Source organism: Natrinema hispanicum (assembly GCF_900111485.1).
In the GTDB taxonomy this organism is placed as follows: domain Archaea; phylum Halobacteriota; class Halobacteria; order Halobacteriales; family Natrialbaceae; genus Natrinema; species Natrinema hispanicum_A.
This window is the reverse complement of the sequence record NZ_FOIC01000003.1, coordinates 59,644-85,538: the sequence shown is the minus strand read 5'-3', so window position 1 is coordinate 85,538 and position 25,895 is coordinate 59,644. Positions and strand designations below refer to the sequence as shown.

The 25,895-nt window shown below is 62.1% G+C and carries 28 protein-coding genes and 1 tRNA gene; 17 read left to right on the top strand and 12 right to left on the bottom strand.

Features of this window, described 5'->3' with window-relative positions; all coding sequences use genetic code 11:
• Nucleotides 1-592: 592 nt before the first annotated feature.
• Nucleotides 593-1,357, top strand: a complete 765-nt coding sequence (locus BSG09_RS03870) for a universal stress protein (RefSeq protein ID WP_092930367.1) — start codon at nt 593-595, stop codon at nt 1,355-1,357.
• 91 nt (nt 1,358-1,448) lie between these two features.
• The gene (locus BSG09_RS03865; RefSeq protein WP_175542134.1) at nt 1,449-3,599 is read left to right on the top strand and encodes a PAS domain-containing protein; all 2,151 of its coding nucleotides are present in this window, start codon (nt 1,449-1,451) and stop codon (nt 3,597-3,599) included.
• Between the two features lie 27 nt (nt 3,600-3,626).
• Here BSG09_RS03865 and BSG09_RS03860 read toward each other — a convergent pair whose 3' ends face one another.
• From BSG09_RS03860 to thiD, 4 genes are all read right to left on the bottom strand, one after another.
• Nucleotides 3,627-4,331 carry a universal stress protein gene (locus BSG09_RS03860; protein WP_092930363.1) on the bottom strand — a complete coding sequence of 235 codons (705 nt, stop codon included), beginning with the start codon at nt 4,329-4,331 and terminating at the stop codon, nt 3,627-3,629.
• Nucleotides 4,328-5,749 (bottom strand): APC family permease, encoded by a 1,422-nt coding sequence (locus BSG09_RS03855; RefSeq protein WP_092930361.1) that lies wholly within the window; start codon nt 5,747-5,749, stop codon nt 4,328-4,330. Before BSG09_RS03855 ends, BSG09_RS03860 begins: the two co-directional genes overlap by 4 nt.
• A gap of 92 nt (nt 5,750-5,841) precedes the next feature.
• A complete protein-coding gene (locus BSG09_RS03850; RefSeq protein ID WP_092930358.1) occupies nt 5,842-6,816 on the bottom strand; it encodes a TIGR03560 family F420-dependent LLM class oxidoreductase in 975 nt (324 codons plus the stop codon).
• Complete coding sequence (gene thiD, locus BSG09_RS03845) at nt 6,813-8,174, bottom strand: bifunctional hydroxymethylpyrimidine kinase/phosphomethylpyrimidine kinase (protein WP_092930356.1); 1,362 nt, start codon at nt 8,172-8,174, stop codon at nt 6,813-6,815. Before thiD ends, BSG09_RS03850 begins: the two co-directional genes overlap by 4 nt.
• A 91-nt stretch (nt 8,175-8,265) precedes the next feature.
• Between thiD and BSG09_RS03840 the strand changes: the two genes are divergently transcribed.
• Nucleotides 8,266-8,949: a rhomboid family intramembrane serine protease gene (locus BSG09_RS03840; protein ID WP_092930354.1), complete on the top strand. Its 684-nt coding sequence runs from the start codon at nt 8,266-8,268 to the stop codon at nt 8,947-8,949.
• 114 nt (nt 8,950-9,063) lie between these two features.
• Nucleotides 9,064-9,135: transfer RNA gene (locus BSG09_RS03835), tRNA-Ala, on the top strand.
• A gap of 721 nt (nt 9,136-9,856) precedes the next feature.
• Here the strand turns inward: BSG09_RS03835 and BSG09_RS03825 are convergent.
• Together BSG09_RS03825 and BSG09_RS03820 are read right to left on the bottom strand one after the other, a co-directional pair.
• Entirely contained in the window at nt 9,857-10,117 is a 261-nt protein-coding gene (locus BSG09_RS03825; RefSeq protein WP_092930352.1) for a HalOD1 output domain-containing protein, read from the bottom strand.
• Between the two features lie 82 nt (nt 10,118-10,199).
• The gene (locus BSG09_RS03820; protein ID WP_092930350.1) at nt 10,200-10,856 is read right to left on the bottom strand and encodes a helix-turn-helix domain-containing protein; all 657 of its coding nucleotides are present in this window, start codon (nt 10,854-10,856) and stop codon (nt 10,200-10,202) included.
• Nucleotides 10,857-12,024: 1,168 nt separating this feature from the next.
• On the opposite strand from BSG09_RS03820, the gene BSG09_RS03810 reads away from it, so the two are divergent.
• Complete coding sequence (locus BSG09_RS03810) at nt 12,025-12,855, top strand: IS5 family transposase (protein WP_092930347.1); 831 nt, start codon at nt 12,025-12,027, stop codon at nt 12,853-12,855.
• A 207-nt stretch (nt 12,856-13,062) separates the two neighbouring features.
• Here BSG09_RS03810 and BSG09_RS03805 read toward each other — a convergent pair whose 3' ends face one another.
• Together BSG09_RS03805 and BSG09_RS03800 are read right to left on the bottom strand one after the other, a co-directional pair.
• Entirely contained in the window at nt 13,063-13,317 is a 255-nt protein-coding gene (locus tag BSG09_RS03805) for a transcriptional regulator (protein WP_223174682.1), read from the bottom strand.
• Between the two features lie 195 nt (nt 13,318-13,512).
• Nucleotides 13,513-14,082 carry a hypothetical protein gene (locus BSG09_RS03800; protein WP_139246181.1) on the bottom strand — a complete coding sequence of 190 codons (570 nt, stop codon included), beginning with the start codon at nt 14,080-14,082 and terminating at the stop codon, nt 13,513-13,515.
• A 303-nt stretch (nt 14,083-14,385) separates the two neighbouring features.
• On the opposite strand from BSG09_RS03800, the gene BSG09_RS03795 reads away from it, so the two are divergent.
• The gene (locus tag BSG09_RS03795) at nt 14,386-14,853 is read left to right on the top strand and encodes a cupin domain-containing protein (protein ID WP_092930343.1); all 468 of its coding nucleotides are present in this window, start codon (nt 14,386-14,388) and stop codon (nt 14,851-14,853) included.
• Nucleotides 14,854-15,132: 279 nt separating this feature from the next.
• Here the strand turns inward: BSG09_RS03795 and BSG09_RS03790 are convergent, their stop codons facing one another.
• Nucleotides 15,133-15,321: a hypothetical protein gene (locus BSG09_RS03790; RefSeq protein ID WP_092930341.1), complete on the bottom strand. Its 189-nt coding sequence runs from the start codon at nt 15,319-15,321 to the stop codon at nt 15,133-15,135.
• Between the two features lie 360 nt (nt 15,322-15,681).
• Here BSG09_RS03790 and BSG09_RS03785 point away from each other — a divergent pair, with 360 nt between their 5' ends.
• The 3 genes from BSG09_RS03785 to BSG09_RS03775 all read left to right on the top strand — a co-directional run bounded on the left by BSG09_RS03785 (nt 15,682) and on the right by BSG09_RS03775 (nt 18,009).
• Nucleotides 15,682-15,960, top strand: a complete 279-nt coding sequence (locus tag BSG09_RS03785; RefSeq protein ID WP_092930339.1) for an amphi-Trp domain-containing protein — start codon at nt 15,682-15,684, stop codon at nt 15,958-15,960.
• A gap of 19 nt (nt 15,961-15,979) precedes the next feature.
• Nucleotides 15,980-16,858: a universal stress protein gene (locus BSG09_RS03780; protein WP_092930337.1), complete on the top strand. Its 879-nt coding sequence runs from the start codon at nt 15,980-15,982 to the stop codon at nt 16,856-16,858.
• Between the two features lie 77 nt (nt 16,859-16,935).
• A complete protein-coding gene (locus BSG09_RS03775; protein WP_092930335.1) occupies nt 16,936-18,009 on the top strand; it encodes a WD40/YVTN/BNR-like repeat-containing protein in 1,074 nt (357 codons plus the stop codon).
• A 4-nt stretch (nt 18,010-18,013) separates the two neighbouring features.
• On the opposite strand, the gene BSG09_RS03770 is transcribed toward BSG09_RS03775, so the two are convergent.
• A complete protein-coding gene (locus BSG09_RS03770) occupies nt 18,014-18,814 on the bottom strand; it encodes a hypothetical protein (protein WP_092930333.1) in 801 nt (266 codons plus the stop codon).
• Nucleotides 18,811-20,016 carry an outer membrane protein assembly factor BamB family protein gene (locus BSG09_RS03765; protein WP_092930331.1) on the bottom strand — a complete coding sequence of 402 codons (1,206 nt, stop codon included), beginning with the start codon at nt 20,014-20,016 and terminating at the stop codon, nt 18,811-18,813. Before BSG09_RS03765 ends, BSG09_RS03770 begins: the two co-directional genes overlap by 4 nt.
• 214 nt (nt 20,017-20,230) lie before the next feature.
• Between BSG09_RS03765 and BSG09_RS03760 the strand changes: the two genes are divergently transcribed.
• The 7 genes from BSG09_RS03760 to BSG09_RS03730 all read left to right on the top strand — a co-directional run bounded on the left by BSG09_RS03760 (nt 20,231) and on the right by BSG09_RS03730 (nt 24,463).
• Nucleotides 20,231-20,545 (top strand): 30S ribosomal protein S24e, encoded by a 315-nt coding sequence (locus tag BSG09_RS03760; protein ID WP_092930329.1) that lies wholly within the window; start codon nt 20,231-20,233, stop codon nt 20,543-20,545.
• A 1-nt stretch (nt 20,546) separates the two neighbouring features.
• Nucleotides 20,547-20,681 carry a 30S ribosomal protein S27ae gene (locus tag BSG09_RS03755; RefSeq protein ID WP_008010935.1) on the top strand — a complete coding sequence of 45 codons (135 nt, stop codon included), beginning with the start codon at nt 20,547-20,549 and terminating at the stop codon, nt 20,679-20,681.
• Between the two features lie 65 nt (nt 20,682-20,746).
• On the top strand, nt 20,747-22,450 hold the full coding sequence (locus BSG09_RS03750; protein WP_092930327.1) for a bifunctional N(6)-L-threonylcarbamoyladenine synthase/serine/threonine protein kinase: 1,704 nt from the start codon (nt 20,747-20,749) through the stop codon (nt 22,448-22,450).
• A gap of 90 nt (nt 22,451-22,540) precedes the next feature.
• The gene (locus tag BSG09_RS03745; protein WP_092930325.1) at nt 22,541-22,825 is read left to right on the top strand and encodes a DUF5808 domain-containing protein; all 285 of its coding nucleotides are present in this window, start codon (nt 22,541-22,543) and stop codon (nt 22,823-22,825) included.
• 113 nt (nt 22,826-22,938) lie between these two features.
• Complete coding sequence (locus BSG09_RS03740; protein WP_092930323.1) at nt 22,939-23,490, top strand: XTP/dITP diphosphatase; 552 nt, start codon at nt 22,939-22,941, stop codon at nt 23,488-23,490.
• A 63-nt stretch (nt 23,491-23,553) separates the two neighbouring features.
• Nucleotides 23,554-23,967 (top strand): universal stress protein, encoded by a 414-nt coding sequence (locus tag BSG09_RS03735; RefSeq protein ID WP_092930321.1) that lies wholly within the window; start codon nt 23,554-23,556, stop codon nt 23,965-23,967.
• Between the two features lie 76 nt (nt 23,968-24,043).
• The gene (locus BSG09_RS03730; protein ID WP_092930319.1) at nt 24,044-24,463 is read left to right on the top strand and encodes a universal stress protein; all 420 of its coding nucleotides are present in this window, start codon (nt 24,044-24,046) and stop codon (nt 24,461-24,463) included.
• Nucleotides 24,464-24,609: 146 nt separating this feature from the next.
• On the opposite strand, the gene BSG09_RS03725 is transcribed toward BSG09_RS03730, so the two are convergent.
• Nucleotides 24,610-25,110, bottom strand: coding sequence for a universal stress protein (locus BSG09_RS03725; protein ID WP_092930740.1), 501 nt, complete (start codon nt 25,108-25,110; stop codon nt 24,610-24,612).
• A 129-nt stretch (nt 25,111-25,239) separates the two neighbouring features.
• Between BSG09_RS03725 and BSG09_RS03720 the strand changes: the two genes are divergently transcribed.
• Nucleotides 25,240-25,878, top strand: a complete 639-nt coding sequence (locus BSG09_RS03720; protein ID WP_092930317.1) for an SOUL family heme-binding protein — start codon at nt 25,240-25,242, stop codon at nt 25,876-25,878.
• Nucleotides 25,879-25,895 lie beyond the last annotated feature (17 nt).

Sequence of the window (25,895 nt, the reverse complement as noted above, 5' to 3'; positions counted from 1 at the left end):
AAACCCTGCGGGATCCGCGGTGAAAGTGATCGCGGTGACGCTGGATCGGATCGATCGCAACGGCGTTCGCAGGGAGTCAGCTTCGGGTCGAACATGCGTTTCGAAACCAGTTGCCGAAACCGACACGGACCCGAACACCCCCTGCCGGGTCCGTGTGCGGTGGATGGGCGATCGGAGCGTGAGGGTGTCACTAGACGTTGGGACGTGCCCCGATCGGTGGCGAGGGTTCGGCGATGTCTCGGATGATCGGACGGGTTCGGTAGGGGGGAACGACCGAATCCGGTCCGCCTCGCCACGTCGTTCGTTCGCGGTGGCTCAGTATACTTATTAGGTTGTTAAGCCGCTTGAACGGACTCGTGATAGTGAAAATGGTGTCACCCCACCACATGCCGGTTCCGAGAACGGGTTGGCGTCGATCACGTCGCCGCCCTCGAGCTTGACGCCGACAAACTGAGTGCACACCTGATCGCACGCCAGTTCTGCGTCAGTGTATCAATCGGTTCGATTGGTACGATCGCGATCACTTCTCGAGAGACGACGGTCGACAGGGGGTATATATCGCTTACCGTGGTAGGGTAGTAGACAACATTTCATGTCCGCGCCTCGCGATCACCGCGTTCTCATTCCGGTCGACGTTCTCGAGGGTGAGTCCGTTCCGGAAACGATCGTCGACGCGTTCGCGTCAATTCCGGTTGTCTTGCTTGGCTATCGCGAAATCCCGGACCAGACCAGCCCGGAGCAGGCACGCGACGAGTACGGCGATCGCGCACGAGCCGACCTCGAGGAACTACGGACGGTTTTCGAGGACGCCGGCTGTGACGTCACCTCGCGACTGGTGTTTACCCACGACCGGTTGCAAACGTTCGAGCGTGTCGCCGTCGAGGACGCCTGCGACGCCGTGTTGATACTCAATCCAGCACCCATCCTCGAGACGGTACTCGTCGCACTCCGGGGCGATGTCAACGTCGATCACATCGCCCGGCTGCTCGCGACGATCCTCGCCGACACGACCCTCGAGCTGACGCTCTTTCACGTCGCGCCCGACGACGTGCAGAAAGCGGCAGGAACGGCCCTGCTCGAGACGGCTCGATCGGAGCTGGTCGCTGCAGGCGTCGACGACGATCGGATCGACAGCACAGTCGTCGTCGACGACTCGCCGACGGCGGCGATCGTCGAGGCGTCGGCCGACCACGACCTCCTCGTCGCCGGCGAAAGTCGGCCGTCGATCCGTCGGGCGATCTTTCGGGATCGAGCGAAACGGCTGGCGCGGCGGACGGTCGATCCAGTGGTCGTGATTCGCGGCGAGTACCTCGAGCCCGAAGCCGACGAGGCGACAGCACCCACCGAGGACGGCTAACAGAGCAGCGGCGCGCCACCAGCAGCCGGTCGATTCCCGGCCGGGGGCGAGACGCACAACGGTTAACTCGGGTGCGTCCATGGCCCTCGGCATGCGTCTGTCGGCGTCGGCATACGAGACGGTGTTCGACGAAGCCCCTGACGCGCTCGTGATCGTCGATCCAGAAACGAATCGGATCCGCGAGTGCAACGCTCGGGCCTGTGAGATAGTCGGCCATGAGCGCGCGGACCTCCTCGACCGCGACGTAACGGCGCTCATAGACGGGGTTCAGGGACCGGGGGACGAGCCGGTGCCGCCGCTCGAGCGAGACGACGACGCCACTCGGACGTGGGTGCTCCGAACCGGCCAGCAGACGGTGGCTCCGTTCGATGTCCAGCTGTCACCGGTTTCGATCGACGGCGAGCGCTACATCCTCGCCCGGCTCACGGCGGCCACAGACGAGGCTGACCGGTCTGATGATGCGGTCGACCGCGAGTTGAAATCGCGGGCGATCGACGCCGCACCGATCGGGATTACGATCAGCGATCCCAGCCAGCCGGACAACCCGATGATCTATACCAACGAGATGTTCGAGGAACTCACCGGGTATTCGGCTTCCGAGGCCGTCGGGCGAAACTGTCGGTTCTTACAGGGGCCGGAGACACGAACCGAGCCGGTCGCCGAGATGCGTGGGGCGATCGCAGCCGCCGAACCGGTCACGGTCGAACTCAAAAACTATCGTAAGGACGGCACGCCGTTTTGGAATCGCGTCACGATCGCCCCGGTTCGCGACGACGATGGGACGGTCACACACTACATCGGGTTCCAGGAGGACATCACGGAACGAAAACAGAGCAGACAGGCGCTCGAGCTCGCCGATCACCTGTTAGAGACCGTCCCCAGCGGCGTGTTTCGGACCGAGCCCTCGCCCGATGGGACCTTCGAGTATGCCAACCCGGCCCTTGCGTCGCTTTTGGGCGTCGACTCCCCCGACCAACTGCAGGATCGTCGTGTCGCTGACTTCTACGCGAATCCGGACGCGCGGATGGATCTCGTCGAATCACTTCGGACCGCCGCCGACGACGCCGTCACACACGAAGTGACACTCGAGCCGGTTGCGGGTGACCCGATCGACGTGGTGATTACGGCTTCTCTCACGGTCGACGAGTCGGGTTCCGAACACGTCCACAAGGTCGTCCAGGACATCACCGAGCGCAAAGCACGCGAACGGCGACTCGAGCGCTACGAGCGCCTCGTCGAGAACCTCCCAATTGGCGTCTATCAGAACACGCCCGGCTCCGAAGGTCGGTTTCGCCTCGTCAACGACGCGATGGCAGACATCTTCGATGCGGACTCGACGGCCCACCTTCGCGAGCAGCCCGTCTGTGAGCTGTACGCCGATCCCGACGAACGTGCCGCCTTTAGCGAGCGTCTGTGCGAGCGAGGCGTCGTGACGGAAGCGGAACTCGAGTTGACGACGCTTCATGACGAGCCACTCTGGGGTGCCGTCACGGCGATCGCCCGGGAGGTCGACGGCACGACCGTCTTCGACGGCGTGATCCAGGATATCACGGAGCGCAAGCAGTACGAACAGCGGCTGAAAGAACAGCGCGACGACCTCGACGTGCTGAACCAAATGCTGCGCCACGATATCCGCAACGACCTCCAACTCGTCACCGCCTACGCGGACTTCCTCCGCGACCACGTCGACGACGCGGGACGCGACTACCTCGAGACGATCCACGAGAGCGCCGATCATGCCGTCGAGTTGACCCAGACGGCACGCGACATGTCCGACGTGATGCTCTCGACGGACGAAAACCGGACCCGCGTCGACCTTCGACACACCCTCGAGAGCGAACTCGAGCGGGTACGCTCGGAGTATGCAAACGCCGCAGTCACCGTCGACGGGACGATTCCGCAGACGACGGTCGTCGCCGACGACATGCTCCACTCGATCTTTCGGAACCTGCTGACTAACGCCGTCCAACACAACGACCGGGAGGTACCCACCGTGACAGTCTCCGCGAGCGAGCGCGACGAAACTGTCGTCGTTCGCGTCGCCGACAACGGGCCAGGTGTCTCAGACGAGCAGAAAGACGAGATCTTCGCCAAAGGAACGAAAGGCGGGGAGAGTGCCGGGACGGGACTCGGGCTTTATCTCGTCGAGACGCTCGTCGACACCTACGGCGGCAGCGTCCACGTCGAGGACAACGAGCCTCGTGGCGCTGTGTTCGTCGTCGAACTCCCGACCGACAGCTAACACGCAGGCGACGACTGCCCGCTGCCCTCACTCGACTTCGGTCTCGTTGCGGTGCTCGCGGACGACGAGGACCGGCCCGACAGACTCGGCTGCGATCCGTTCGGCGTCTTCACCGAGGAGGAACGACCGTAGCGACGGTGCCTGCTCGCCCATGACGATCGCGTCGTGGCCGGCTGCGGCCGCAAGCAGCGCCTCGAGTGGCGGCTCGTCGACCGCAAGCTCGGGTTCGATGTCGATGCCGTGCTCGGCGAGGGAGGCGACAGCCCGCTCGAGGACAGTCCGCCCGCGGGGTTCGTCGTCAGTCGCGAGCAGGAGTGTGACGCCGATTTCACGGTCGCCGATCAGTTCCGTGACGAAGCTGGTGAGCCGGTCGACGGCGACGTCGCCGGTCAGCGTCACGAGCAGACGATCGACTGGCCCGGTCGTGCCGGTGATGGCGTAGGCATCGGCGGCCGTGTCGTCGGCGATCCGCTCGACCGTTCGGTCGCGATCGTGGGTGAACACGAGGCGGTGGTCGGCGCTCCCGCCAGCGGCGTCGAACGCCGCCTCGAGATCGACAAGCGCCCCAGTCGCTCTGTCCTCGTACTGCAGTCGTGCCTGATCCGGCGGCGTCTGTTCTGGCAGGACGTGATAGCCAAGCACGGTTACGTCCATCGTCGCAAGCAGCGTCGGGAGGCCGGTCGAGACCGATTCGCCCTCGAGGATCGCCAGGGGAACGAGGACGCGCGTCATTCGATCGCCCCCTTGAGCCTCACGTCACGGCCGTAGTAGGCGTACCAGCCGGCGGTTACGAGCATAATGGCAATGCCGACGAGCTGTGACACTGGTTGCATGAACGCGAGAAGGGCGAAACTGGCGAGCGCGCCGAGTACCGGGACGATGGGATAGCCGGGGACACGGAAGTCGGGGTCGTACCATGCCGGGTCGGCGCGCCGTAGTGCGAGCAACGCCACGCAGAGCAGTCCGTACGTGATCAGGTGGAGAAACGACGCGACCTCCGCGAGCAGTTCCACGCGCCCGGTCGCGACCAGGGCGAGGATCGGCCCGCCGGCCATCCCCAGCGCGACGTGTGGGGTGCCGTACCGGAGATTGATATGACTCGCTCGCCGCGGCAACAGGGCGTCTTTCGAGACCGCGTAGATCGCTCGCGACGTGCTGAGTACCGACGCGTTGGCACTTGACATCGTCGCGAGCAGGCCGCCGAAGACGATCGCGACCGCGCCGATCGAGCCGAAGTAGTGGCGGCCCACCTCGACCATCGCCGTCTCGCCGAACGTCGCGAGCCGCTCGCTGCCGAACGCGCTGGTCGAGACGAAGATCGCCGCAACGTAGAGGACGCCGACGATGAGCACGGAGCCGACCATCGCCAGCGGCAGGTTCCGCCCCGGATCGCGCATCTCGCCGGCGACGGTCGCCACCTGCGCGAAGCCCAGATACGAGGTGAACACGAGCGCCGCGGTCGTCAACACCGGCATCGCCCCGAACGGGGCAAACTGTTCGGGCGTGGACGGATCACCGATGAGTCCCACCGCGTCGAGGCCGCCGTACCCGAGGAAGACGGCCAGTATCGAGAGCAACAACGCGACGATCCCGTTCTGAAGTTTCGCCGCGTTTTCCGTTCCGGTGATGTTCAACACCGTAAAGCCCGCCCCGAACAGCAGCGCCAGCGGGATAACGAGTCCGTCACCGACCGTGACACCGAGTTCCGCGAGCGTGTCGACGGCGTAGTAGCCGAAGCCGACGAGATAAAACGCCGTCGCGAACACCAGACCAAACCACAGCGACAGCCCGACAACGGCACCGGGCAGCGTCCCCAGCCCACGCGAAATATAGTAGTACCCACCGCCGCTTTTGGGCATCGCCGTCGCGAGTTCGGAAGCCGGCAGTGCGACCAGTAGGGCAACCAGCGCGCCGATCGCAAACGATCCCGCCGCGGCGGGGCCGGCCCGGCCAGCCGCCAGTCCCGGGAACACGAAGATTCCCGCGCCGATCATCGTCCCGATCCCGATGGCGAGGCCGCCAGTCAACCCGAGCGTCCGCTCGAGTTCGGCGTCGTCGGTGATCGTCGCCTCGTCGGTCTCGATCGTCGGCTCGATCTGTGGTGACTCTCCCTCGACGTTGGTCCCACCGACCGACGATTGATCACTCATATCAGGGGCGTCTCACGCCTGCCGTATAGCTCTGCTGTCAAGTGCGGGCATCTGAACACGGCATGTCGGTCTCACCCGATCCGGATCGGTTCTTAGTCGGCGAGCTCGTTGGCCAGCAACTCGAGGCTCTCGTCTTCATCGGCGGCCGCGTCCGGAACCGCGAGCATGACTTCCTCGATGCCGACGTCGGCGTAGTCTGCGAGCCGGTCGCGGACCGCCGCTGGCGTTCCCGTAGGTGCCGTCTCGAGATAGCCCGCGAGGAAAAACTCACGGGGCTCGCTGGGCTCACCAGCGAGGACCGCCTGTTGGAACTGCTCGCGCTTTCGTTCGGCCGCGGCGGTCGTCTCGCCGACGAAGACGAACAACTCGGCGGATTTACGGATTTCGTCGTACCGGGTCTCGCTTTCGCAGTGGTCCCGGAGCACGTCGAGTTTCTCGGCGAAGCCGTCGGGCTCGAGGGTTCCGAAGTTCCAGCCGTCGGCCAGTTCGGCGGTGTATCGTAGCGTGAACTGCTCGCCGCCGCCACCGATCCAGATCGGTGGATGAGGGTCTTGGACGGGTTGGGGTTCACAGAAGGCCGCCTCGAGATCGACGTCGAGATGTGTGCCCTCGTGGCTGTAGGTGTCGTTGGTCCACAGCCCCTGGAGGATCTCGACGGTTTCGGCGAGCCGGCGCAGGCGTTCGGCCGGCGGCTCGCGGAACTCGTAGCCAAAGCGGTCGTACTCGTCCTCGTACCAGCCGCCGCCCAGACCGAGGTCGAGCCGCCCGTCACTGATCTGATCGACCGTCGCTGCCATCTTCGCAAGCAGGGCCGGATGGCGATAGGATTGGCTCGTCACGAGGGTTCCCAGCCGGATCCGGTCGGTCGCCTCGGCGACGGCACTCAGGGTCGTCCAACACTCCTGGGTTGCCCGCCGCGGGTCGCCGATCCACGACTGGAAGTGGTCCTCGAGCCAGACCGCGTTGTAGCCCAGCCGTTCGGCCTCGAGTGCCGTCTCTCGAACCGTGTCGGCGTCGGTTCCGTATTGGGGCAGAATGACGCCGACGTCGAGGTCGGTCGCGCTCATTCGGAGACCGCCTCGTCGAGTGCCAGCACCTGCTCGGCGAGCGTCTCGGGGTCGGCAGCGACGAGTTTCACGATCGCCTCCTTGCCGATCTCCCCGCGGTCGATGATGGCAGCAGGCGGCTCGTCACGGTCCTCGAAGGCCTGTCGGGCACCCCAGCCCATCGTGCTGTCCTCGATCTCCGCGACTGCGTCGGGCTGTTGGCTCCGATCGTACTCGGCGACCGGCCATCCGAGGGTCTCGAGTGCTGCCTCGACGTCCGCGTCGAACCGGCAGTTGACCGCAAAGCGGAGATCCGGGAAGAACTCCCGCGCAGAGAGGAGGAAGCGAGCGACGTGGCTCGAGGCCCCGAATCGGACACCGCGGTTAGGGTGGACCCCCGAGAGGGTGCGGGTGATCCGGCCCTCGACGGCGGCCGTCTCGGCGACGGAGTCGGCATACGGCGTCGCGCCGACGACGTTCATGCCCACCTCGGGAACCAGCGCCGACACGTCGGCGTCGACGAACCGATCGACGACCGCCTGAACCATCTCGGCAGTGGGTTCCCGGGCCGCTTCGTTTCGCAGCGCGGCCATGTGGTTGACCGCGCCGTGGCCCTTGCCCACGTCGTAGTAGTAGCGTACCGCACGCGCGAGGAAGTCCGTCGCACCGCCGACCGCGGGCTCGAGGGCTTCTCCCTTCGCCAGGCGGGCCGCGATCGCCGCGGCGAGCGTACAGCCGGAGCCATGCGTCGCATCGGTGGCGACGCGTGGGTGTTCGAACGTCCGGACGGTGTCGGCAGTGACGAGCGTATCCCGTACCTGCTCGCCAGGGACGTGGCCACCCTTGATCAGGACCGCGTCGACGCCCGTCTCGAGGATGGCTTCGCCGGCCTCGTGGGCAGTCTCTTCGTCGGTGACGGCGACGTCGGTCAGCACCTCGGCCTCGTCGGCGTTGGGCGTCGCCACCGTCGCCGCGCTCAGCAGGTCCTCGTAGGCGCGCTCGGCTTCGGGCTCGAGCAGTCGGTCGCCGGAGGTCGCGACCATGACGGGGTCGACCACCAGCGGGAAGTCGAAGCTCTGTGCGTGGTCGGCGACGGTCTCGATGACCTCGGTCGTCGCGAGCATCCCCGTCTTCGCCGCGCCGACTGCGAAGTCGTCGGTGACCGCCTCGAGTTGTGCGTCGACTTCGTCGACCGGCAGGACGTGCGAGGACGCGACGCCGCGGGTGTTCTGGGCCGTGACGGCGGTGATCGCCGATGTCCCGAAAACACCGTGGGCGGCCATCGTCGCGAGATCAGCCTGGATGCCCGCGCCGCCACCGGAGTCGCTGCCGGCGATCGTCAGCGCGACCGGCCGGCTCTCGGGTGCTGGTGTTCGCATACGATATCGTATTCCGCGGTTGTACTAAGCCATGATGGTCCCCCTCTCGGCAAGGACGGAGCCTTTTGGCGCTCGGGATGTATTCGTTCGTATGGTACGGCGCTCGCGGTCCCGAACGCAGTCCTCGACTCCCCGCCGGTCCACTCCCAGCGCTGGCGAGCAGCCACCCGCTGCGGCGGGGAGCCCGAGTCCGATCCTCGAGCTCCTCGTCGTCTTCGTGCTCGTTTTCGTCGTCCAGGGACTCACGGCCTTTGCAGGCGTGATGGGCACGCTGTTCGTCCTCGCGCCGCCGCTGGCGACCAACCCGTGGACGATCGTCACGAGCGTCTACGCCCACAGCGGTTTCGGCCACCTGCTCTCGAACAGCCTCGCCTTGCTCGTCTTCGGCTGGCCGGTCGCGCGGGCGACCACGCGGCTTCGCTTTCACGTCTTCTTTGCGATCGCCGGCGCGATCGCCGGCGTCGCCCAGCTCGTTCTGACGGGGACGCTTGCCGCGCTCCCAATCGTCCCCGTCGCGCCAACAGCCGGCGTCCTCGGTGCCAGCGGTGCCGTCTTCGCACTCCTGGGCTATCTCGTCGCGTCGAACCGGCTCTCGAGCGGCCTCGCCTCGCTCGTCGACGTCCCGAACTGGCTGTCGGCGCTCGTGTTCGTCGGGCTCGCAGTCGCGCTCACGCTTGCGACCGCCTCACCCGGCGTCGCCGTGCTCGCTCACTTCGCCGGCTTTCTGGTCGGTGCACTCGCCGGCCGCGCTCGCGTGCTTGCCGTCGGTTCGTAACCACTCGCGGCGCACTGCGATGTGCAATTGTCTTGAGTGGCCACCATGGTTCGCTGTCTCGAGTCGGCTCCGAAACACAAGCCTCAAATAGAAACCACGGATAGGAACGTGCGAGGGCTCGTAGATCAGTGGCAGATCGCTTCCTTCGCAAGGAAGAGGCCCCGGGTTCAAATCCCGGCGAGTCCACTTCTTCGCGTCACTTCGCTCGTTCAGTCGTGGACTCGCCGTACATCGCAATCGCTTCGCGTTTGCTCAGTCCCGGCGAGTCCATGCCTCTGTTTTGACAGTTCGAGCTCTCCGCTCAGTCACATTGCCCTCGCGAAGGTGATCGCGAGGAGATTCCGGTCATGGTAGACCTCGTCGGGAAGCTTCTTGTCAATCGGTATCAGGTTGTCTGCACCCATGCTCAGATGGGTCGCTCGAGCAAGTGATTGTGTTCGGGAATATCACCGTCTCGTACTGGTGAGACCACTGGTTAAACAGATTCAGCATCAGTTGAAAACGTAGCCATGCTGATCCATCAGTTGACACAGGTTGGTCGTACGTCGGGCGGTGTTGTGCTCCCGAAAAGCGAGCTTCGGGCGCTTGGATTGGTCGACGACGAGGGCAACGTGAAGGATCAGCCAGTGCGGGTGACACGGATGGATACGGGGACGTGGGGGGGTGTCCGTAATCAACCCAAATGACTTTCGGGAAGCTGAGACGTGAGAAACCGGAACAAACTGAGCGTTGTAGTCACGAATTGGGCCCTATACTACAGTCAAATTCTGTTTTCTAATGGGTGTATGATCTGTTTTCAGAAAATGGTCGATAGCCAAACAACTTGCGTCTGTTGAGTCGGTATCCTCGTCAATCGATATTTTCCACCCACAAACCTCACAGCGTAGCTGTGCTCCGCTTGTCTCACTCATTCGCCATCTGCTCCAGACAGTAGTATCTCATTAGAGGTACTCCCGGTGACAGTTACCTCATATCCAGCGTATTCAAACATCACATCTCCTTTCATTCCTCTTTTGAAGAGTGTATCAAGCGCCTCTGGATCAATCACCTCATACAGCGGCTGCATCTCAAATGGACTTGTATTATCTCGCTTGGCGATTTCCATAACAATCGATTCGCTGGGGCTTGACGTGGCGTCAATCGTGATTTGGTCAGCATCCGTGTTCATTACTGTTTTATAGACAGGTTAGGATGATGAGGGTAGGGCTTTCCCTGGCACCTTTTTAAATAGGGATCGGTGAGTTGGATGTCTACTCCTTCCTACCGGCTGATATAGTGAGTGTTTCGTCGATGAGTTTACTGGTCGCTCGTCGAAGCAACTCTGAGAGGTTTTGATGGGACATATCAAGTTCGTCTGCGAGGTCTCGAGTCGAGACCTTGCGCGGAACCTCGTAGTAGCCATGTTCTTTGGCTGCGCTGAGGGCCTCGCGCTGGGCTGCAGTCAACTGTCCGCCCATATGACGAGGCTCATTTGGTTGGCTCAATCCTATCAGTGTGTATTCACACCCTCGATCAGCCATTCTCTCGCGAAATACGTCGAACTGATCGCGAGTCCCAAACCGAATCCGCACTCGCCATCCATCAGCGGTAGCTTCTGCGTGAAGAATCGTTCCTCCTGTCCCAAGATAGGCATCAATTCGGTCTTCCACATTGTCGCTCCACTGAACCTGATAAAAGCACTCGTCTTCGAATCCCTTATCCTCAACGATGGAATCGACTGACGGATCCTTCATCAGTGCATTATTGATGCGTGACTGCTCGACATTGGTCATCCAGAGACAGGGCATCGTCCATTTGGTGCTGTGAGCAGCGATCTGCTCGGCCTCAATTTCAAGGTTTGGTAACCGTTCGAAGGTCTCCTCGAGAGAAATGGCGCTTGTTTCCAGCTGAAACGTCGCGAGTAACATGGTCTATCTATCGACTGCAATTGGCATCGTCTGTTCGCCTTCTTTGGCAATGTTGGTAAGTCTGACAGTCCTCAGTTGGTATTCACGGTGAATGTCTATGTTCGAGAGCTACTCACGGATCGGAGATAGATATTCAAGAACTCGCATAGGATCGGACAGATAATTTCGAGTTAGCAATAAGTACAAGCGAGTTATTGAGCGTCTCCTGGATGGACGTAAGAATCCTCGAGAGCAAGGACCAACTTTGTATGTAGCTCACCACCTGTTGCATTTCATGGGAAAACACACACTTATCAGCTTTTCTTGGGTCTTCGATTAAGACAGGGATAAGTTCATTTTGATCCGAAGTATCGGTTGAAGGAGCGTTTTTAGGTATTTTATTGACTGTCCGCGATACGTTCGACTGCCAGTACAAGCCGGTAAAGCAGAGAGACAGCAACGAGCCCGATTCCGATCGAGAATAGCCCACCCCAAAAGACGAGCAATGCAAACAGCGCTGTCGATGTGAGTACGGCGTACAAGAGGCTGCTAACAAAAAGCACGATAATTATGGGGACAGTCGCCCGTGGAGTCTTTTCTTGGAGGGTGGCAACACCCATATTCCGTTGTTGTCACTCAATATTAAATCCCTTATGAAATTCAACATTTCATATCCTGTTCGGATAGTACGCAGCTGTCGTTACCACGAGCGCGGTGTCCGAGAAATCGGAGAGGATCGGACTGGCGATCTCGGGTTAGCAGTAAGTACAGAGCAAGTAGCTGCCGTGGCGGTTACTTCTTTACTGAGATTTCGGTTTTCTCTTGGGATCGATACCTAAATCAGCGAATGATGGGGTCTGTTCAACGGTTTCACCGCATTTCGGACACACGACCATGTCATTCTTAATGTATGTGATCTTACAGTCTGAGCACGTATAGAGGTCAGTAGAGGAACTCTTGTCAGAATTCGGCTTTTGACTCTCCACCGATGACTCTGACTTAGTAAAGAAATCTATGATCCGGCCAATTATGGGCAACGCCATATTCTCACAGTAGCAGAAGCAACGACTCGCATGATAAACGCAGTGCTCATTCACACACTGTGTTACAAAGGCTGTGTTGAATCACTAGACGGCGTCGGGATAGGTCGCTAAATCAAAGGAGTTGAAGCGGAAGAGTCGAGTTGTCCATGACCCAAATCTCCCGCTTCATTGAGGCAGTTGTGCCGATTGCTCAAAACGTTACTGGCGATGGAGACGAATCCGCCGCCCCGGAAGGTGGCGGCGGATTCGCCGACTATGCCCTTGTTTCCCTGCACTGTCTGCGGATTTACCTCGATGCGTCCTACCGAATGACGATTGACCTGCTCAAGGAGATGCCACAAATAACCGGGGAGATCGGCCTCAGCGCGGCCGATCTCCCCTCGCCATCCACGTTGTGTAAGGCGTTCGATCGGATCAGCATGAGCGTCTGTCGAGTGTTGCTGCGCCAGTCGGCGCAGCTACACGATCCATCCGAACACGCTGCTATCGACGCAACATTCTACGAACGAGATCGTGCGAGCCGCCACTACTGCCAGCGAACGAATTATCGCGTCCAGACGCTCAAAGTCACAAAGCTCGTCGATACAGCAACGCAGGCTGTACTCGACCTTCACTGTTCGACGACATTAGAAGGCAGTGACGCGGATCTTTGTGAGCAGATCGCCCGCCGGAATGCGGGCGATCTGCGGTCGCTTGCTGCTGACAAAGGCTATGACAAGCAACAACTCCGAGAACGACTCCGTGAACTCGACATTCGACCGCTGATCAAACACCGGATCTTCGCGCCGTACGATCACGCGCACAACGCTCGTATTGATGAAGATCGGTATGCTCAGCGGTCAATGACCGAAACCGTCAACTCAGCCGTCAAGCGCTCGCTCGGCTACGCCGTGCGAGCGCGTACCTGGTATCGAGAGTTCCGTGAAGCCACCCTGATGTGTGTCGTCTACAACATCAAGCGTGCCATCAAACAGTGAAACCCACCGCCTTACAGCGATTCAACAGAGCCGTTACAAAGGTCATATTTCAACAGAAGTTGCGTAAGGTATACTATTTTATATGAATACGGGACGTTAGTATACAGGTGTACTCATCGTAGGTTCGCACCAGAAGAGCAAGCGTATCGGATTGGATATTATCGGTTGAAAATAAGAGTGGGTGTTATTGGCTAGATCTAATCACGGTCAAATCCACCCGTCTGGAAGTTCATTCCGGTGGTTAGAGATTAATTCAAGTAAGGGCCGAATCTCGTCAAATTTGGGACCTTTGACTACTTCGTGCGAGTCTCTTTTCCACCTAATATACCCCTCTTCCTCCAATTTTGGAAGATGGTTATGGACAAACTCTGTTTGTAAGACTTCTAATTCCTCTTCACCAATCTGAACGCCCTCTGGGATATTCACCCTCTCTTCTTGTGGATTGTGTTCGATTAGGTTCATTAATAAACGACGACGGCTCCGGTCGGCGAGGACAGTCATCATGGTCTCCCAATCAGTTGACTGGTTCACAGATTTGCAGCCAATATCCATACAGTAAATGGTTGGGCCAAAATGAGCCGTGGGTTCGCATCCGTAGTTACCGCGAACGCGGTGTCTAAGAGCGACGGTAGACGCGGATGAATAATCTGTCGCCTGTCAGGGAAATTCGACAGTAACGTCACCAGTCGCACGGTAGTCGGCTCCAAGAAGACTGTCGGATGAGAGTGTGGCTTCGGCCCCGATCCAGAGTTTTTGTGGGTCTTGTGTGTGATCTGCAGACAGGAGCAACTGAACGACCACGCTCCCATGGCCGATGTCGGTCGTCTCGAGGACGTTTAAGATGGTTGTCGATGGATCGTCTTCATCTCGAGAGAGCGTCGCTTTGTGTGCGTGGGCGTCTGCTTGAAGGGAGATCCCGGCCGGTGAGAAGCCACTCGTGTACGGCGGAGAGCGAAATTCGAGTCGGAGCGAGTCTAACCGGACTCCGTCTCGTTGCCACGAAGAAACGTAGAATGGATAGTATTCGCGCTTCTCGCCGTCGAGGAACTGTTTCTGGAGCTGAATACTCAGTACGTCTTCGCCATCGGTCTCAAATGGCAGCGTGGCGCTCGAATCGTCAGCAACTACATCGTCAGCCGTGAGTTGTGTCTCCCCTCTCACCCTCGTACACCCCGCAATGCCGACTGTCAGTAACCCACTGGCAGCGAGATAGTTTCGCCGAATCATAGAAGCAACTTCCACTGTTTACTGGTTAAATATTGGTAATAAACAGATCACACTCTAGGTGCTGGCAACCCACATCGACTTACCGCACGTGCTGTGTCTGAGAAGGAGAACAGGGTCGGACAGGCGGCTTTAAAAAATAGCGACAGCAGTCAGACAGATGTTGATTTCAGATCCAGTGTAAGTGACATCATGTGTGTTCTATATAGATTTGCTGTCTGCGAATCCAATCTTCGAGGGAAAGGTGTCTCCCATCATTGATTTCTGGCCACTAGTCTCTTTACCCTCATCGTGTGACTGCGTCCTATGGAGCGGGTTAGTCTCAACGAGGTCGACCGGTGGATGAGTCCAGCACAGAGCAAGCGCTCACTTTCGAACGCACTCGGAGCCGAACACCTCGCAGTAAATCACTACATCCTCGAGCCCGGCGAGAGCTTCGGATTCGGCTATCATCGCCACGCTGACCAGGAAGAACTCTTCTACGTCCTCGAGGGGACGGCGACGTTCGAGACGGAGGAGGGTGATGTGACCGTCAGCGCGGAGGAAGCGATCCGCTTTGCGCCCGGCGAATGGCAACTCGGCCGCAACGAGACTGACGAACGGGTCGTGGCGCTCGCACTCGGTGCACCTGCCGAGACCGGCGAGACAGACATTCGCCGGCTGTGTCCTGACTGTGGCGAGCGGCAGTTGGTCCGTATCGAACCGACCGCTGACCGCGACGCTCTCGTTGCCATCTGTGAGGAATGTGGTGCGGAGACGGTGCGTCACTCCTGATACTGTCGGCCAGCAGTCAAGCCGAAGGCGGTCGGAATTCGCGGCCGTCTCCACTGGTGACGGCCCCAGCAGAGTGACTGATCTTCACGTCGTGCTGTCCGACAGGATGTGCCTCGTGCTTTAGTGCTGTGTCTGCAGGTCCAGCTCGAGGACGTCGGTGACTGGCCTCGGAGGGGGAGTGTCAAACAGTGGAATACAAACTTTCGCTGGGACGCCCGTTTGCACGTCACGGTGACAGAGCGCAGACGAGCACGGCCTTCCGTCCTCGAGTGACCGCTCTCAGCGAACGTCCTCCTCGAAGACGTCGTCTGCCTCGACGATTCGAAGTGATGGATCATCACACGAACAGGTATTGTGCGGGCTGATGGGGTGGATCGTTCCGTCTGGAGTAATCCAGACCGTCAGCAACTCGCCACAGGTGCTGCAGACGCCGGGCGCTTTCTCTTTGCGTTCGTCAGAGGGGGTCATCGAAATCGGCTCATTGTGAGTTAGTCACAAGGGGCCGCAGACGGAAAGTACCAGTGGCGGCCAAGACGACCGACGCTTGGTATCCCGCACCGCTGGTCACGGTGGGGCGCAAGGCGTGTCGTGATTCGACTCGTGTGACGTGAGTTAGACGGACTCCTGTCAGTCAGTGCCGGCTGGCCGCGCCCCGCACTGCGGTCGGGCCGGGACAGCGGGACAGCAGCCGGTCTCAGTGCGCCTCGAGTCGTCACCGGCTTCGAGTACGAGGTCGGTTCGGGACGTGAAATGTACCAAGAGAATGGAATTCTACCCTGCTGAGAGCTCCCCTGCGTGTTTATCCCAGTCCTTGATGTGCCGACGCACATGGGTGAACTCGAGACTGAAGCACAGAAATCTCGGTCGGAGGTTGCAGCGTCTCTCCGCGAGGTGGCCGATCAACTCGACGGTGACGGCGACGTAACTCTCGAACTCGGTGAGACCACCGTCGCGATGACGCCGTCGGAGCCGATCACGTTCAAATTGGAAGGCGAGTCGGACTGGTCCGAGGGCGACACGGAGGCAAAGCAGAGTATCGAATTCGAACTCGTCTGGTGGCGTGAGGCCCACACTGCAGACGAGGGTACGCTCGATATTCGTGAGTGATGCAGGCTGACAGAGACAGATGTATACCCAAATCCTCTTTCCAACTGACGGTAGCGAGGGATCGGCAGCCGCGTTCGATCACGTCCTCGAGATCGCCGACAGCCACGACTCGACGGTTCACATCCTCAATGTGGCAGATACGACACAAGACAGCGTGCTCCGCCGACAAGGCGAGGTCGTCGATACGCTCGTCCAGGAGGGCGAGACGATCGTCGACGATGCCGACGATCGAGCCAAGCAGCGGGGGATCGAGACGGTCACCGAGGTCCGGCAGGGCGTCCCATACAGTACGATCGTCGACTACGCAGCGTCACACGATGTCGATCTCGTCGTCATGCCAACCCACGGACGGCAGGGGCTTCGCCGATTCCTACTCGGCAGTACGAGCGAACGCGTCATCAGGCAAGCCGAGACGCCGGTCTTGACGATTCGACCGGATACCGATACGATCGAGTACCCCTACCGGAACGTACTCGTCCCAACGGACGGCAGCGAAGGCGCACAGGATGCACTCGCCATCGGAGCCGACATCGCGACCACCGAGGGGGCTGCGTTGCATCTCCTCTCGGTCGTCACGACCGCGACGCTTGGCGTCGACGTTCGAAACGAGATCCAGCTGTCGATGCTCGAGGAGAGCGCGACCCAGATCCTCGACGATGCGTCGGCGTTCGCGACCGAGACTGGCGTCGAGCCGGCCGCCGAAGCGGTCGAGTTCGGCTCGTCGATCCCCCAGACGATCCGGACGTACATCGACGACCACGACATCGACCTCGTCGTCGTCGGCACGCACGGCCGTACGGGATTCGACCGATATCTGCTCGGTAGCGTCACTGAACAGCTCGTTCGGATGTCGCCGGTTCCGGTACTGACCGTTCGCGGGGAGCGCGACGAGACGTAACAGCAATTCCTGCTCGTCTCGCTCGTGACGACCAAGCCGGGGCACGACTCATACGTCCCGCTCCCGTGCAGACAGATATGGGAACAGTGCTCGTGGCTGTTCGAGATCGATTGCTCGTCTGTACGAGCGACGGGCTCGAGCCGGACGGCTGGACGACGGCGTCGCGACTCGAGGGACGCGCGCTCGAGTGTGTCGGCGCACATCCGAGCACGCCCGAGCAGGTGTTCGTCGGCACTCGCACTGGACTGGTCCGTTCCGTCGATGGCGGGGACTCGTTCGACCGCTTCGAGACGCAGTTCGTGGCCGAGGATGCGGCTGGCGGACAGGCGGTCGCGCAAACCGATGCAGCATCGACCGCCAGCGAGGGCGACCGCGTGATGGCCGTAACCGTCAGCCCGCACGATCCGGCAGTCGTCTACGCCGGCACCGAACCTAGCAGGCTCTATCGCTCACGCGACGGCGGTGACTCCTGGACGCATCTCGAGGGGCTTGCCGCCCTTTCCTCGGCCGACGAATGGTCGTTTCCGCCGCGGCCACACACCCATCACGTCCGCACACTCGCGGTCGATCCGTTCAACCGCGACCGGCTCGCCGTCGGGATCGAGGCCGGTGCGTTCGTCACCACGTCCGACGGCGGCGAGACGTGGCACGAGCGGCCGCCCGGCTCGCGCCGGGACAATCACAGCCTCGTGACCCATCCCGACCGCGAGGGACGGCTCTACGCCGCGGCTGGCGACGGCTACGCCGAGAGCGACGACTTCGGAGACTCGTGGCGACATCCACAGGACGGACTCGCACATCGATATTGCTGGTCGATCGCCCCCGATCCCGGTGACCCGGACTGTGTCATGATCTCGAGTGCACGCGGCGCGAGGACGGCACACACCCCGCGCAGGGCGAACTCGTTCGTCTATCGGCGTGCGGGTGAGACGGAGTCGTGGGAGCGCCTCGAGGGACGTGGCCTGCGGACCGGCGAGGGCGTCGTCCGAACGGTGCTTGCGACGAGCGGCGAGCCGGGTGTAGTCGTCGCGGTCAACAACCGCGGGCTGTTTCTGACGCGGGATTTCGGTGACTCGTGGACGCAGGTCGACATCGACTGGTCTGAGGGACTCAAGGAGGAGACGCCGCGCGGGCTGGTCGCGCTTCCCTGAGCCGTCAGCGACCGCCGTGACCGTCGGTGGCTGTCTCCCGAACGACGGCCACCGTGACGGCGTGAACGGAGCCGACGAGGGCGGTACTCAGAATCGTGCCGACCCATGGAACGAGTCCGAGAAGCCACGCTGCGAGGCCAAATGCGACGACGAGCGCAAGAATCGACCAGCCACGACCGCGAGTTGCGCGTCCGCTCTGCTGGAGTGCAGTGACCGGTCCCGATCCGCTGACGATGAACGCTGGCGCAGCGAAGACGCGAACGAAGACGGCGAAGAGGGGAACGAGCAAGATGAGTCCGGCGATCAGCCCGACAGCATCTCCGACGAGCGCGGTAAGGATGCGAAACGCCACGTCGAACGACGCGACGAGGCCGACGTACGCGAGCAGTCGCCGCAGCGGCGTCCCGCCGCTGTCGGCCGACAGCCCGCGAGCGATCGTCACGGTGCCAGCGGCCGCAATAACGAAGACGGCGACGACCTCGAGTGTGATTCCCCAGACGAGATAGGGAAGTTTCAGATCGATCAGGGACGACAGCGCTCGTGCTGTCTCCGTCACACCGGTCGGGTAGCCAGTGTACGCGACGGTCACCGTCGCGTCGGTTTGCTCTGCCGGAATCGTTGGGAGCGGGTCGTGGCGTCGAATCCAGTCGAGGAGCCAGAGGCACACGCCGGCGACGACGAACGGCACGAAAAGAACGGGGTCGCGCCGGAGTCGATCGAGCGTCAGCGAGAACGGCGAGACCGGATGGCCGACGCCGGCGCGATCGCTTCCACCCGGTGTTGGATCGAACGGTTCCTCAGTCATGGTTCGTCCTCCAGCGCAAGCACCTGATCGCCGTCGACGACGTAGAGCACGCCGTCACCAACCGCTGGCGGGGAGAAGTACCACCCCGATTCACGAGTAAAGCGTCGTTCGCCGGTCGCTGCATCGAACGCGATGAGTTCGGCACCGCTCGTCATATAGACGACGCCGTCGGCGACGACCGGTGTCGCTTCGTGACTAAACGCGACTGACCACACGTCGGCACCCGTCTCGAGGTCGAGCGCATACAGCGACTCGTCGCCGTCGCTGACGAACACGCGCCCCTCGGCAACGGCGACAGCCCCTTCGGTCGCGTTCCCGTCTAGATTTCGCGTCCAGCGAGCGTCACCGCTGTCCTCGTACAGTGTTACGCCACGTCGAGTCGGGACGACGACGCCGTTTTCAGTGGCCGTTGGCGGCCGGTTGACATCGGCATCGTCGAGTGACTCAGCCCACTGCTTGGAGCCGGTTTCAGCGTCGAACGCCGCCACGTCACTGGGCCAGCCGGTCGCGTACACGGTGTCACCGCTTACTGCGGGCCGGAAGGCGGTGCCACTGATGTCGCCCCCGGGAAATCGTCGCCGCCATCGCTTGCGGCCGTTGTCCGCCTCAAGCGCGACGATATCGCTTGTGGTGGGTGCCACAGCATACACTGTCTCGTCGACCGTGACTGGTGGCGGTGCCTTCGAGGGGCCGAAAACGGACGGTTCCGGCTCGGTACCTGGCCCTCGCCACCGTTGTTTGCCAACATGAACGCCGAACAGCGCCATCCCGCCGCCGGCGTTCAACCCGACGGTCCCTCCGGGTGAACTGATCGCCAGCGTCTTCGTTCGATAAATCGATGTCGCGGCACATGCGGGACTCGAGTGGGAGACGCCGTAGTTGCCGTAGGAAAACAGGACGTCACCCGTGGCGGCATCGAGTGCGAACAGGTTCTCGGTGCCGGCGTAGACCGTCCCGTCGACGACCACCGGTGGATCGGGTTCGAGCCCGCCGGTCCGCTCGAGGTCTCCGGCCCACGCGACTCGCGGATCGTCTTTCGGCCCCGACGCGTCGGGGTTGTAGCCGGTGCCAGCGGCGTCGTACCGGGCCATCGGCCAGCCGAGCGTCGCCGACGCGGACTGTGCAGCCGTCGTGGCGTAGCCACCGACGAGGCCAGCCGCGGCGAGTCCGATACCGGCGAGTGTCTGTCGTCTGGAGGGCATTCGATTCGACCTAGTTGAGTTCTAATTGAAATACATTTATGAATTTATATATCACTCGGAGATTACATGGCGGCGAAACCGTCCACCGAGTGCGTTTTCGTTCGAGACGGGAGAAACGAACAGAACACGTCGCAATCGAGCGCCGAAACACGGGTGGGTGGTTCGAAATCCTTTTAGGCGCTACACGGGGATAGTAGAGTAACTGAGTGATATCATGGACGTCGACATCATCTCCGAGGAGGAGAACCCCATGTTGCATCGAACGGACGTGACTTTCGAACTGTCCCACGAGGACGCCACCCCCGAGCGCCTGCAGGTTCGGGACAGCCTCGCCGCGAAGCTGAACAAGGACGCCGACGAGGTCGTCATCCGCAAGCTCGACACCAAGTTCGGGATGCGCAAGACGGTCGGTCAGGCGAAGGTCTACGACACGGCCGACGACGCCCGCGACGTCGAGCAAGACCACATGCTCGAGCGCAACAAGATCGGCGCTGAGGAAGACGCTGACGCCGAAGCGGAGGAGGCCTAAGATGGCGCGCTACGACCTCTACAACGACGACGGCACCACCAGCGGCGAACTCTGCCCGCGCTGTGGCGACGTCTTCCTCGCCGACCACGGCGACCGCAAACACTGCGGGAAGTGCGGCTACACCGAGTGGGAATAACCTCTGAGTGATGGCCGACGTGCCGCGGACAGCGCTGGCACGTCGCTTCTTACCCGTTTTCACCCGTGAGTAATTCCATCCGTATCCTCGGGATCGAAGGCACTGCCTGGGCTGCCAGCGCAGCGCTTTTCGACGCCGAGACTGACGACGTAGTCATCGAAACCGACGCCTACCAGCCCGAAAGCGGCGGCATTCACCCCCGCGAGGCGTCCGAACACATGCACGACGCCATCCCGGACGTTGTCGGGCGGATCCTCGAGCACGCCCGCGAGACCCACGACGGCCCGGTGTCGGAACCGCCCGTTGATGCCGTCGCCTTTTCCCGTGGCCCCGGGCTCGGACCCTGTCTGCGCGTCGTTGGGACCGCCGCCCGGGCGCTGAGTCAGGTCCTCGAGGTACCACTGGTCGGCGTCAATCACATGGTCGCCCACCTCGAGATCGGTCGCCACACTTCGGGATTCGACTCACCGGTCTGTCTCAACGCGAGTGGGGCAAACGCCCACCTGCTGGCCTACCGCAACGGCCGCTATCGCGTCCTCGGGGAGACGATGGACACGGGCGTCGGCAACTCGATCGACAAGTTCACCCGCCACGTCGGCTGGTCACATCCCGGCGGACCGAAGGTCGAGCAAGCGGCCAAAGACGGCGAGTACGTCGACCTGCCCTACGTCGTCAAGGGGATGGACTTCTCGTTTTCGGGGATCATGAGCGCTGCCAAGCAGCGCTACGACGAGGGCGTCCCGGTCGAGGACGTCTGTTACTCGCTCCAGGAGAATATTTTCAGCATGTTGACCGAAGTCTCGGAACGCGCCCTGTCGCTGACCGGCAGCGACGAACTCGTCCTCGGTGGTGGCGTTGGGCACAACGCCCGCCTGCGCGAGATGCTCGCCGAGATGTGTGCCCAGCGCGGGGCCGAGTTCCACGCGCCCGAACCCCGATTCCTGGGTGACAACGCCGGGATGATCGCCGTACTCGGTGCGAAGATGTACGCCGCGGGCGATACGCTCGCACTCGAGGAGTCACATGTCGACCCCAATTTCCGGCCCGATCAGGTGCCGGTGACGTGGCGTGGGAGGTCCGAGCGAAGCGAGGACCTCGACAACGCGAGCGGTGACGCGAGGAACCGCGAGCGAGCCGCCGAGCCCGAGCTCGCGGCCGGTCGTGGCGTGGATGCGGCCGACGACAGTCAGGTCCGTGGGGCCGAGGCGCTGGTCGATCTCGAGCCCACTGGCGGCCGCGTCACGAAGCGTCGTCGGGCCAAGACCTACCGCCATCCCGCTCTCGACGAGCGCCTCCGTAAAGAGCGAACGACGCTCGAGGCCCGCCTGACCAGTCTGGCCCGCCGTGAGGGGGTTCCGACGCCGGTCCTGTCGGACGTCGATCAGACCGAGGCGCGACTCGAACTCGAGTACGTTGGCGAGCGCGACTTACAAGCGGCGCTGTCGTCCGACCGCGTCCGTGACGTCGGCCGCCACCTCGCACGACTCCACCAGGCCGGGTTCGTCCACGGCGACCCGACGACGCGAAATGTTCGTGTTGACGGCGAGAAGGCGTATCTCATCGATTTCGGCCTCGGCTACCACACCGACCACGTCGAGGACTACGCGATGGACCTACACGTCTTCGATCAGAGCCTCGTCGGCACTGCCGACGACCCCGAGCCACTTCGTGAGGCGGCCCGTGATGGGTATCGCGACGTTGGTGACGAACGGGTGCTCGAGCGCCTACACGACGTAGAGGGACGTGGCCGCTATCAGTCAGACACATAAGCGGACCCATATCGGTGGACTGCTGTTGGCGACTCGCAGCGCTCGTCGCAGCACACAATATCTTTATCGGGGGACGACGTATCACCGTCCATGGCAGACAAGCCGACTTCCGGTGAGATTCTTGGGATTCCGTACAATTTCGAACGACCGAGCATCGGCCGCATGCTCTCGGCGTACTGGCAGCCCGGCGAAGGCATGCTCGTCGAGAAACCCTTTGGCGTCGGCTACACGCTGAATCTCGCTAACTGGCGGTCGTGGATCGTCGTCCTCATCGCCGGCGGCCTCCTGTGGCAACAGGAGCAGGGCTCGAGCGACGACAGTGAGGAGCGAGCGGACGAGCCAGTCGAAGTCATCGTCGACGAGACCGACGACTGAGCGCGAGACTGTTCTTTCTCGCGACCGCGTTTGCGACTCGCCACACAGCGGCCCGTATGCGGAGCCGCCGCGCAACCGATGACGCTTTGCCGCCGACGCACCGTCGCTCGCATATGGCCATTCAATTTGTCACCGGCAACGAGGGGAAAGTCCGCGAGGCACGCGAGTATCTCGAGGGGATCGAACCCGTCGAACAGATCGAGTACGACTACACCGAGGTCCAAAGCGACTCGCTCGCCGAAATCGCGGCTCACGGGGCCCGCGAGGCGTTCGAGGAGTTGGGAAGTGACGAGCCAGTACTGGTCGACGACGCCGGGCTGTTCGTCGACGCGCTGGGGGGCTTTCCGGGGCCGTACTCGGCGTACGTCGAGGACACCGTCGGCGTCGAGCGGCTGTGGCGACTGGCGAAGACCGAGGAGAACCGCCGTGCACGCTTCCGAACTGTCCTCGCCTACGCGGACGCCGACGGGACGGAGACGTTTTCGGGCTCGGTCGCCGGCACGCTCGTCGCCCCCCGCGGCGAGGGCGGGTTCGGCTACGATCCAATCTTCGAGTACAACGGGCAGACGATGGCCGAGATGAGTACCGAGGAGAAGAACGCAATCTCTCACCGCGGGCGCGCGCTCGCGGCGTTCGCAGAGTGGTATGCCGACCGTGAGGCGTGATCGACCCAACCGCTGGCCTGAAACCTATAAGCGTCAGTCGGTGGTGAGACGAGACGCGCCGGCATGTACGATACGATCCTTGTTCCGACCGACGGCAGCGACGCGGCGAACCGGGCGACCGAACATGCAGTGAGCCTCGCTGACACGTTCGGTGCCGACCTCTACGGACTCTACGTCGTGGATACCCAGCGCTATGGCAAGCAAGCGCTCGGGACCGAAGACGTCCTCGAGGAACTCGAGGAACGGGGCCGTGAGGTCCTCGCGGAACTCGAAGAGCGGGCCGACGCGGATCATGTGCAGGCCACGATCGAGATCATCGACGGCCGCCCCTCGTCGGAGATCATGGCGTACGCAGACGAGATCGACGCCGACCTGATCGTCCTCGGCAACCGCGGACTCGGCGGCATCGGGGGGACGATCGGGAGCAACGCCGAACGCGTCGTTCGGTACGGGGATCGGCCGGTCATTACGGCCTGACACTCAGCTACAAAGATGTATCACGCGACTGCGTGTGAGCTATTTCTCCCGGTTTCGCGTGGACCGTACTGCGACGATGTACGATACGATCCTCGTTCCAACCGACGGCAGCGACCCGGCAAACCGCGCCGTCGAACACGCACTGGCGCTGGCCGAACAATACGATTCGCACGTCGACGCCCTCTACTGCGTCGAGACCTACCGATACGGCGAACCCGCACTCAGCAGCGCCGAAATCGTGCTCAACGACCTCGAGGAACGCGGCCAGGCGCTGCTCAATGAACTCGCCGAGCGCGCCGACAACTACGGGGCAGAGGTCTCGACGTGTCTCTGCCATGGCCGTCCCTGGGAGGAAATCCTCACGCGGGCCGATACCGTCGACGCGGACCTCATCGTAATCGGCTACCAGGGCCAGAGTCACTCTCGTGGCGGCAAGATCGGGAGCGTCGCCGAACGCGTCGTCCGATCGGCCGACCGACCAGTGTTGACTGCCTGATGTGACATACGCGTCACAGCAGCATTCGAACAGCCATCGTCATTGCTCGAGCCCTGATACGGTCTGCTGTAAGTCATTTCCGGTGCAACCGAGACCCGTCCTGCGGTTGCACCGGTACATCGGTACAGCAGACCGTATGAGCGACGTTACTCCGATTCTGATTCCGAGTCAGGATAGAAATCGGGATGTGGCTCGAGGGCCGCGAGCCGTGGCGGCGATGTCTGGCGGACGATGTGGACGTCGTAGGTGTTGTCGGCGGCGACGTGGACGCCGACGCTCGCCAGCGGCGTCACGACGCGGCCGACGTTGTCGCTGCCGAGGAACATGACTGTTGGATCGTACTGCTGTGCCAGACGCTCGATTCGGCCAGCCAGTCGCTGTTCGGGTGGAAACTCGCGAATCCGTTCGTACTCGAACGTGGCGTCGGGCGCGATCGACGCGACCTGCTCGCGAAGGGTCTCGACGACTGCGTCGACATCGAACGCCTCGTCGGGACCGATCCAGCCCTTCTCGCGTGCGTAGCCTTTCCGTTCTGGGACGACGCTGATGGCTGCGACCGGCTCCTCGAGGGCACGGCCGTACTCGACGGCCCGTGCAAGCGCCGTTTCGGCCAGTTCCGATCCATCGAACGGGACGACGAACGTCATACCGACAGCAATGGCGGGGACGATAGTAACGTTGTGGGCCAGTGCCCACTTCTCGAGGCCGGCCGGTTCCGAGCACGTCTTGAGAACAGTCACTAGCACTATCGGTGTACGCGTGGTGGTCGCCACTGTATGCGATCGATACGGCGGCTCGTGCTCGCGCTTGGCGGTCTGCTCGCCGCGTGGGTCGGCTGGGGCGTCTACGTCAGCCGGACGACCGAACGCATCTCCTCGGAGACGCTGGCTCGATTCGACGGCGTCGAGATTCGGCGGTATCCGCGATCGGTGCTTGTCGAAACGACAGCGCCGAACAACCGAACGGCGTTCCGGCGGCTCTTTCGCTACATTTCGGGTGCGAACGCACGAGATGAAGACGTTGCGATGACCACACCGGTGGCGACCCAGCGCGAATCGATTTCGATGACTACGCCCGTCCGAACCGACGCCGACGGCGGCGGCGTAACGATGGCGTTCTATCTCCCGGAGACGTACACGTCCGAGACTGCACCGATCCCAACCGACGCCGACGTTCGACTCGTCGTCGAACCGGAACGAACGGTCGCTGTCCGGCGGTTCTCGTGGTATGCGACGGCCGACCGCAGCGACCGCCAGCGGAACCGGTTGCTCGAGACGCTCGAACGACGGGAGATCGAGACGCGTGGCCAGCCAGTGGTGCTCCAGTACAACGATCCGTGGACGCCGCCGTTTATGCGGACCAACGAAATCGAGGTTCGGATCGAGGAATCCGGCAACTGGTCCCGTCCCGACTGATGGCGGGCTGTGCAGCG

Coding starts and splice junctions, on each gene's coding strand:
- BSG09_RS03720 (WP_092930317.1), top strand. CDS start 25,240: ATGCGATCGATACGGCGGCTCGTGCTCGCGCTTGGCGGTCTGCTCGCC.
- BSG09_RS03805 (WP_223174682.1), bottom strand. CDS start 13,317: ATGAACCTAATCGAACACAATCCACAAGAAGAGAGGGTGAATATCCCA.
- BSG09_RS03745 (WP_092930325.1), top strand. CDS start 22,541: ATGGCAGACAAGCCGACTTCCGGTGAGATTCTTGGGATTCCGTACAAT.
- BSG09_RS03800 (WP_139246181.1), bottom strand. CDS start 14,082: ATGATTCGGCGAAACTATCTCGCTGCCAGTGGGTTACTGACAGTCGGC.
- BSG09_RS03870 (WP_092930367.1), top strand. CDS start 593: ATGTCCGCGCCTCGCGATCACCGCGTTCTCATTCCGGTCGACGTTCTC.
- BSG09_RS03775 (WP_092930335.1), top strand. CDS start 16,936: ATGGGAACAGTGCTCGTGGCTGTTCGAGATCGATTGCTCGTCTGTACG.
- BSG09_RS03770 (WP_092930333.1), bottom strand. CDS start 18,814: ATGACTGAGGAACCGTTCGATCCAACACCGGGTGGAAGCGATCGCGCC.
- thiD (WP_092930356.1), bottom strand. CDS start 8,174: ATGCGAACACCAGCACCCGAGAGCCGGCCGGTCGCGCTGACGATCGCC.
- BSG09_RS03760 (WP_092930329.1), top strand. CDS start 20,231: ATGGACGTCGACATCATCTCCGAGGAGGAGAACCCCATGTTGCATCGA.
- BSG09_RS03865 (WP_175542134.1), top strand. CDS start 1,449: ATGCGTCTGTCGGCGTCGGCATACGAGACGGTGTTCGACGAAGCCCCT.
- BSG09_RS03780 (WP_092930337.1), top strand. CDS start 15,980: ATGTATACCCAAATCCTCTTTCCAACTGACGGTAGCGAGGGATCGGCA.
- BSG09_RS03740 (WP_092930323.1), top strand. CDS start 22,939: ATGGCCATTCAATTTGTCACCGGCAACGAGGGGAAAGTCCGCGAGGCA.
- BSG09_RS03855 (WP_092930361.1), bottom strand. CDS start 5,749: ATGAGTGATCAATCGTCGGTCGGTGGGACCAACGTCGAGGGAGAGTCA.
- BSG09_RS03725 (WP_092930740.1), bottom strand. CDS start 25,110: ATGACGTTCGTCGTCCCGTTCGATGGATCGGAACTGGCCGAAACGGCG.
- BSG09_RS03795 (WP_092930343.1), top strand. CDS start 14,386: ATGGAGCGGGTTAGTCTCAACGAGGTCGACCGGTGGATGAGTCCAGCA.
- BSG09_RS03765 (WP_092930331.1), bottom strand. CDS start 20,016: ATGCCCTCCAGACGACAGACACTCGCCGGTATCGGACTCGCCGCGGCT.
- BSG09_RS03820 (WP_092930350.1), bottom strand. CDS start 10,856: ATGTTACTCGCGACGTTTCAGCTGGAAACAAGCGCCATTTCTCTCGAG.
- BSG09_RS03825 (WP_092930352.1), bottom strand. CDS start 10,117: ATGAACACGGATGCTGACCAAATCACGATTGACGCCACGTCAAGCCCC.
- BSG09_RS03810 (WP_092930347.1), top strand. CDS start 12,025: ATGACCCAAATCTCCCGCTTCATTGAGGCAGTTGTGCCGATTGCTCAA.
- BSG09_RS03840 (WP_092930354.1), top strand. CDS start 8,266: ATGGTACGGCGCTCGCGGTCCCGAACGCAGTCCTCGACTCCCCGCCGG.
- BSG09_RS03790 (WP_092930341.1), bottom strand. CDS start 15,321: ATGACCCCCTCTGACGAACGCAAAGAGAAAGCGCCCGGCGTCTGCAGC.
- BSG09_RS03860 (WP_092930363.1), bottom strand. CDS start 4,331: ATGACGCGCGTCCTCGTTCCCCTGGCGATCCTCGAGGGCGAATCGGTC.
- BSG09_RS03850 (WP_092930358.1), bottom strand. CDS start 6,816: ATGAGCGCGACCGACCTCGACGTCGGCGTCATTCTGCCCCAATACGGA.
- BSG09_RS03730 (WP_092930319.1), top strand. CDS start 24,044: ATGTACGATACGATCCTCGTTCCAACCGACGGCAGCGACCCGGCAAAC.
- BSG09_RS03735 (WP_092930321.1), top strand. CDS start 23,554: ATGTACGATACGATCCTTGTTCCGACCGACGGCAGCGACGCGGCGAAC.
- BSG09_RS03755 (WP_008010935.1), top strand. CDS start 20,547: ATGGCGCGCTACGACCTCTACAACGACGACGGCACCACCAGCGGCGAA.
- BSG09_RS03785 (WP_092930339.1), top strand. CDS start 15,682: ATGGGTGAACTCGAGACTGAAGCACAGAAATCTCGGTCGGAGGTTGCA.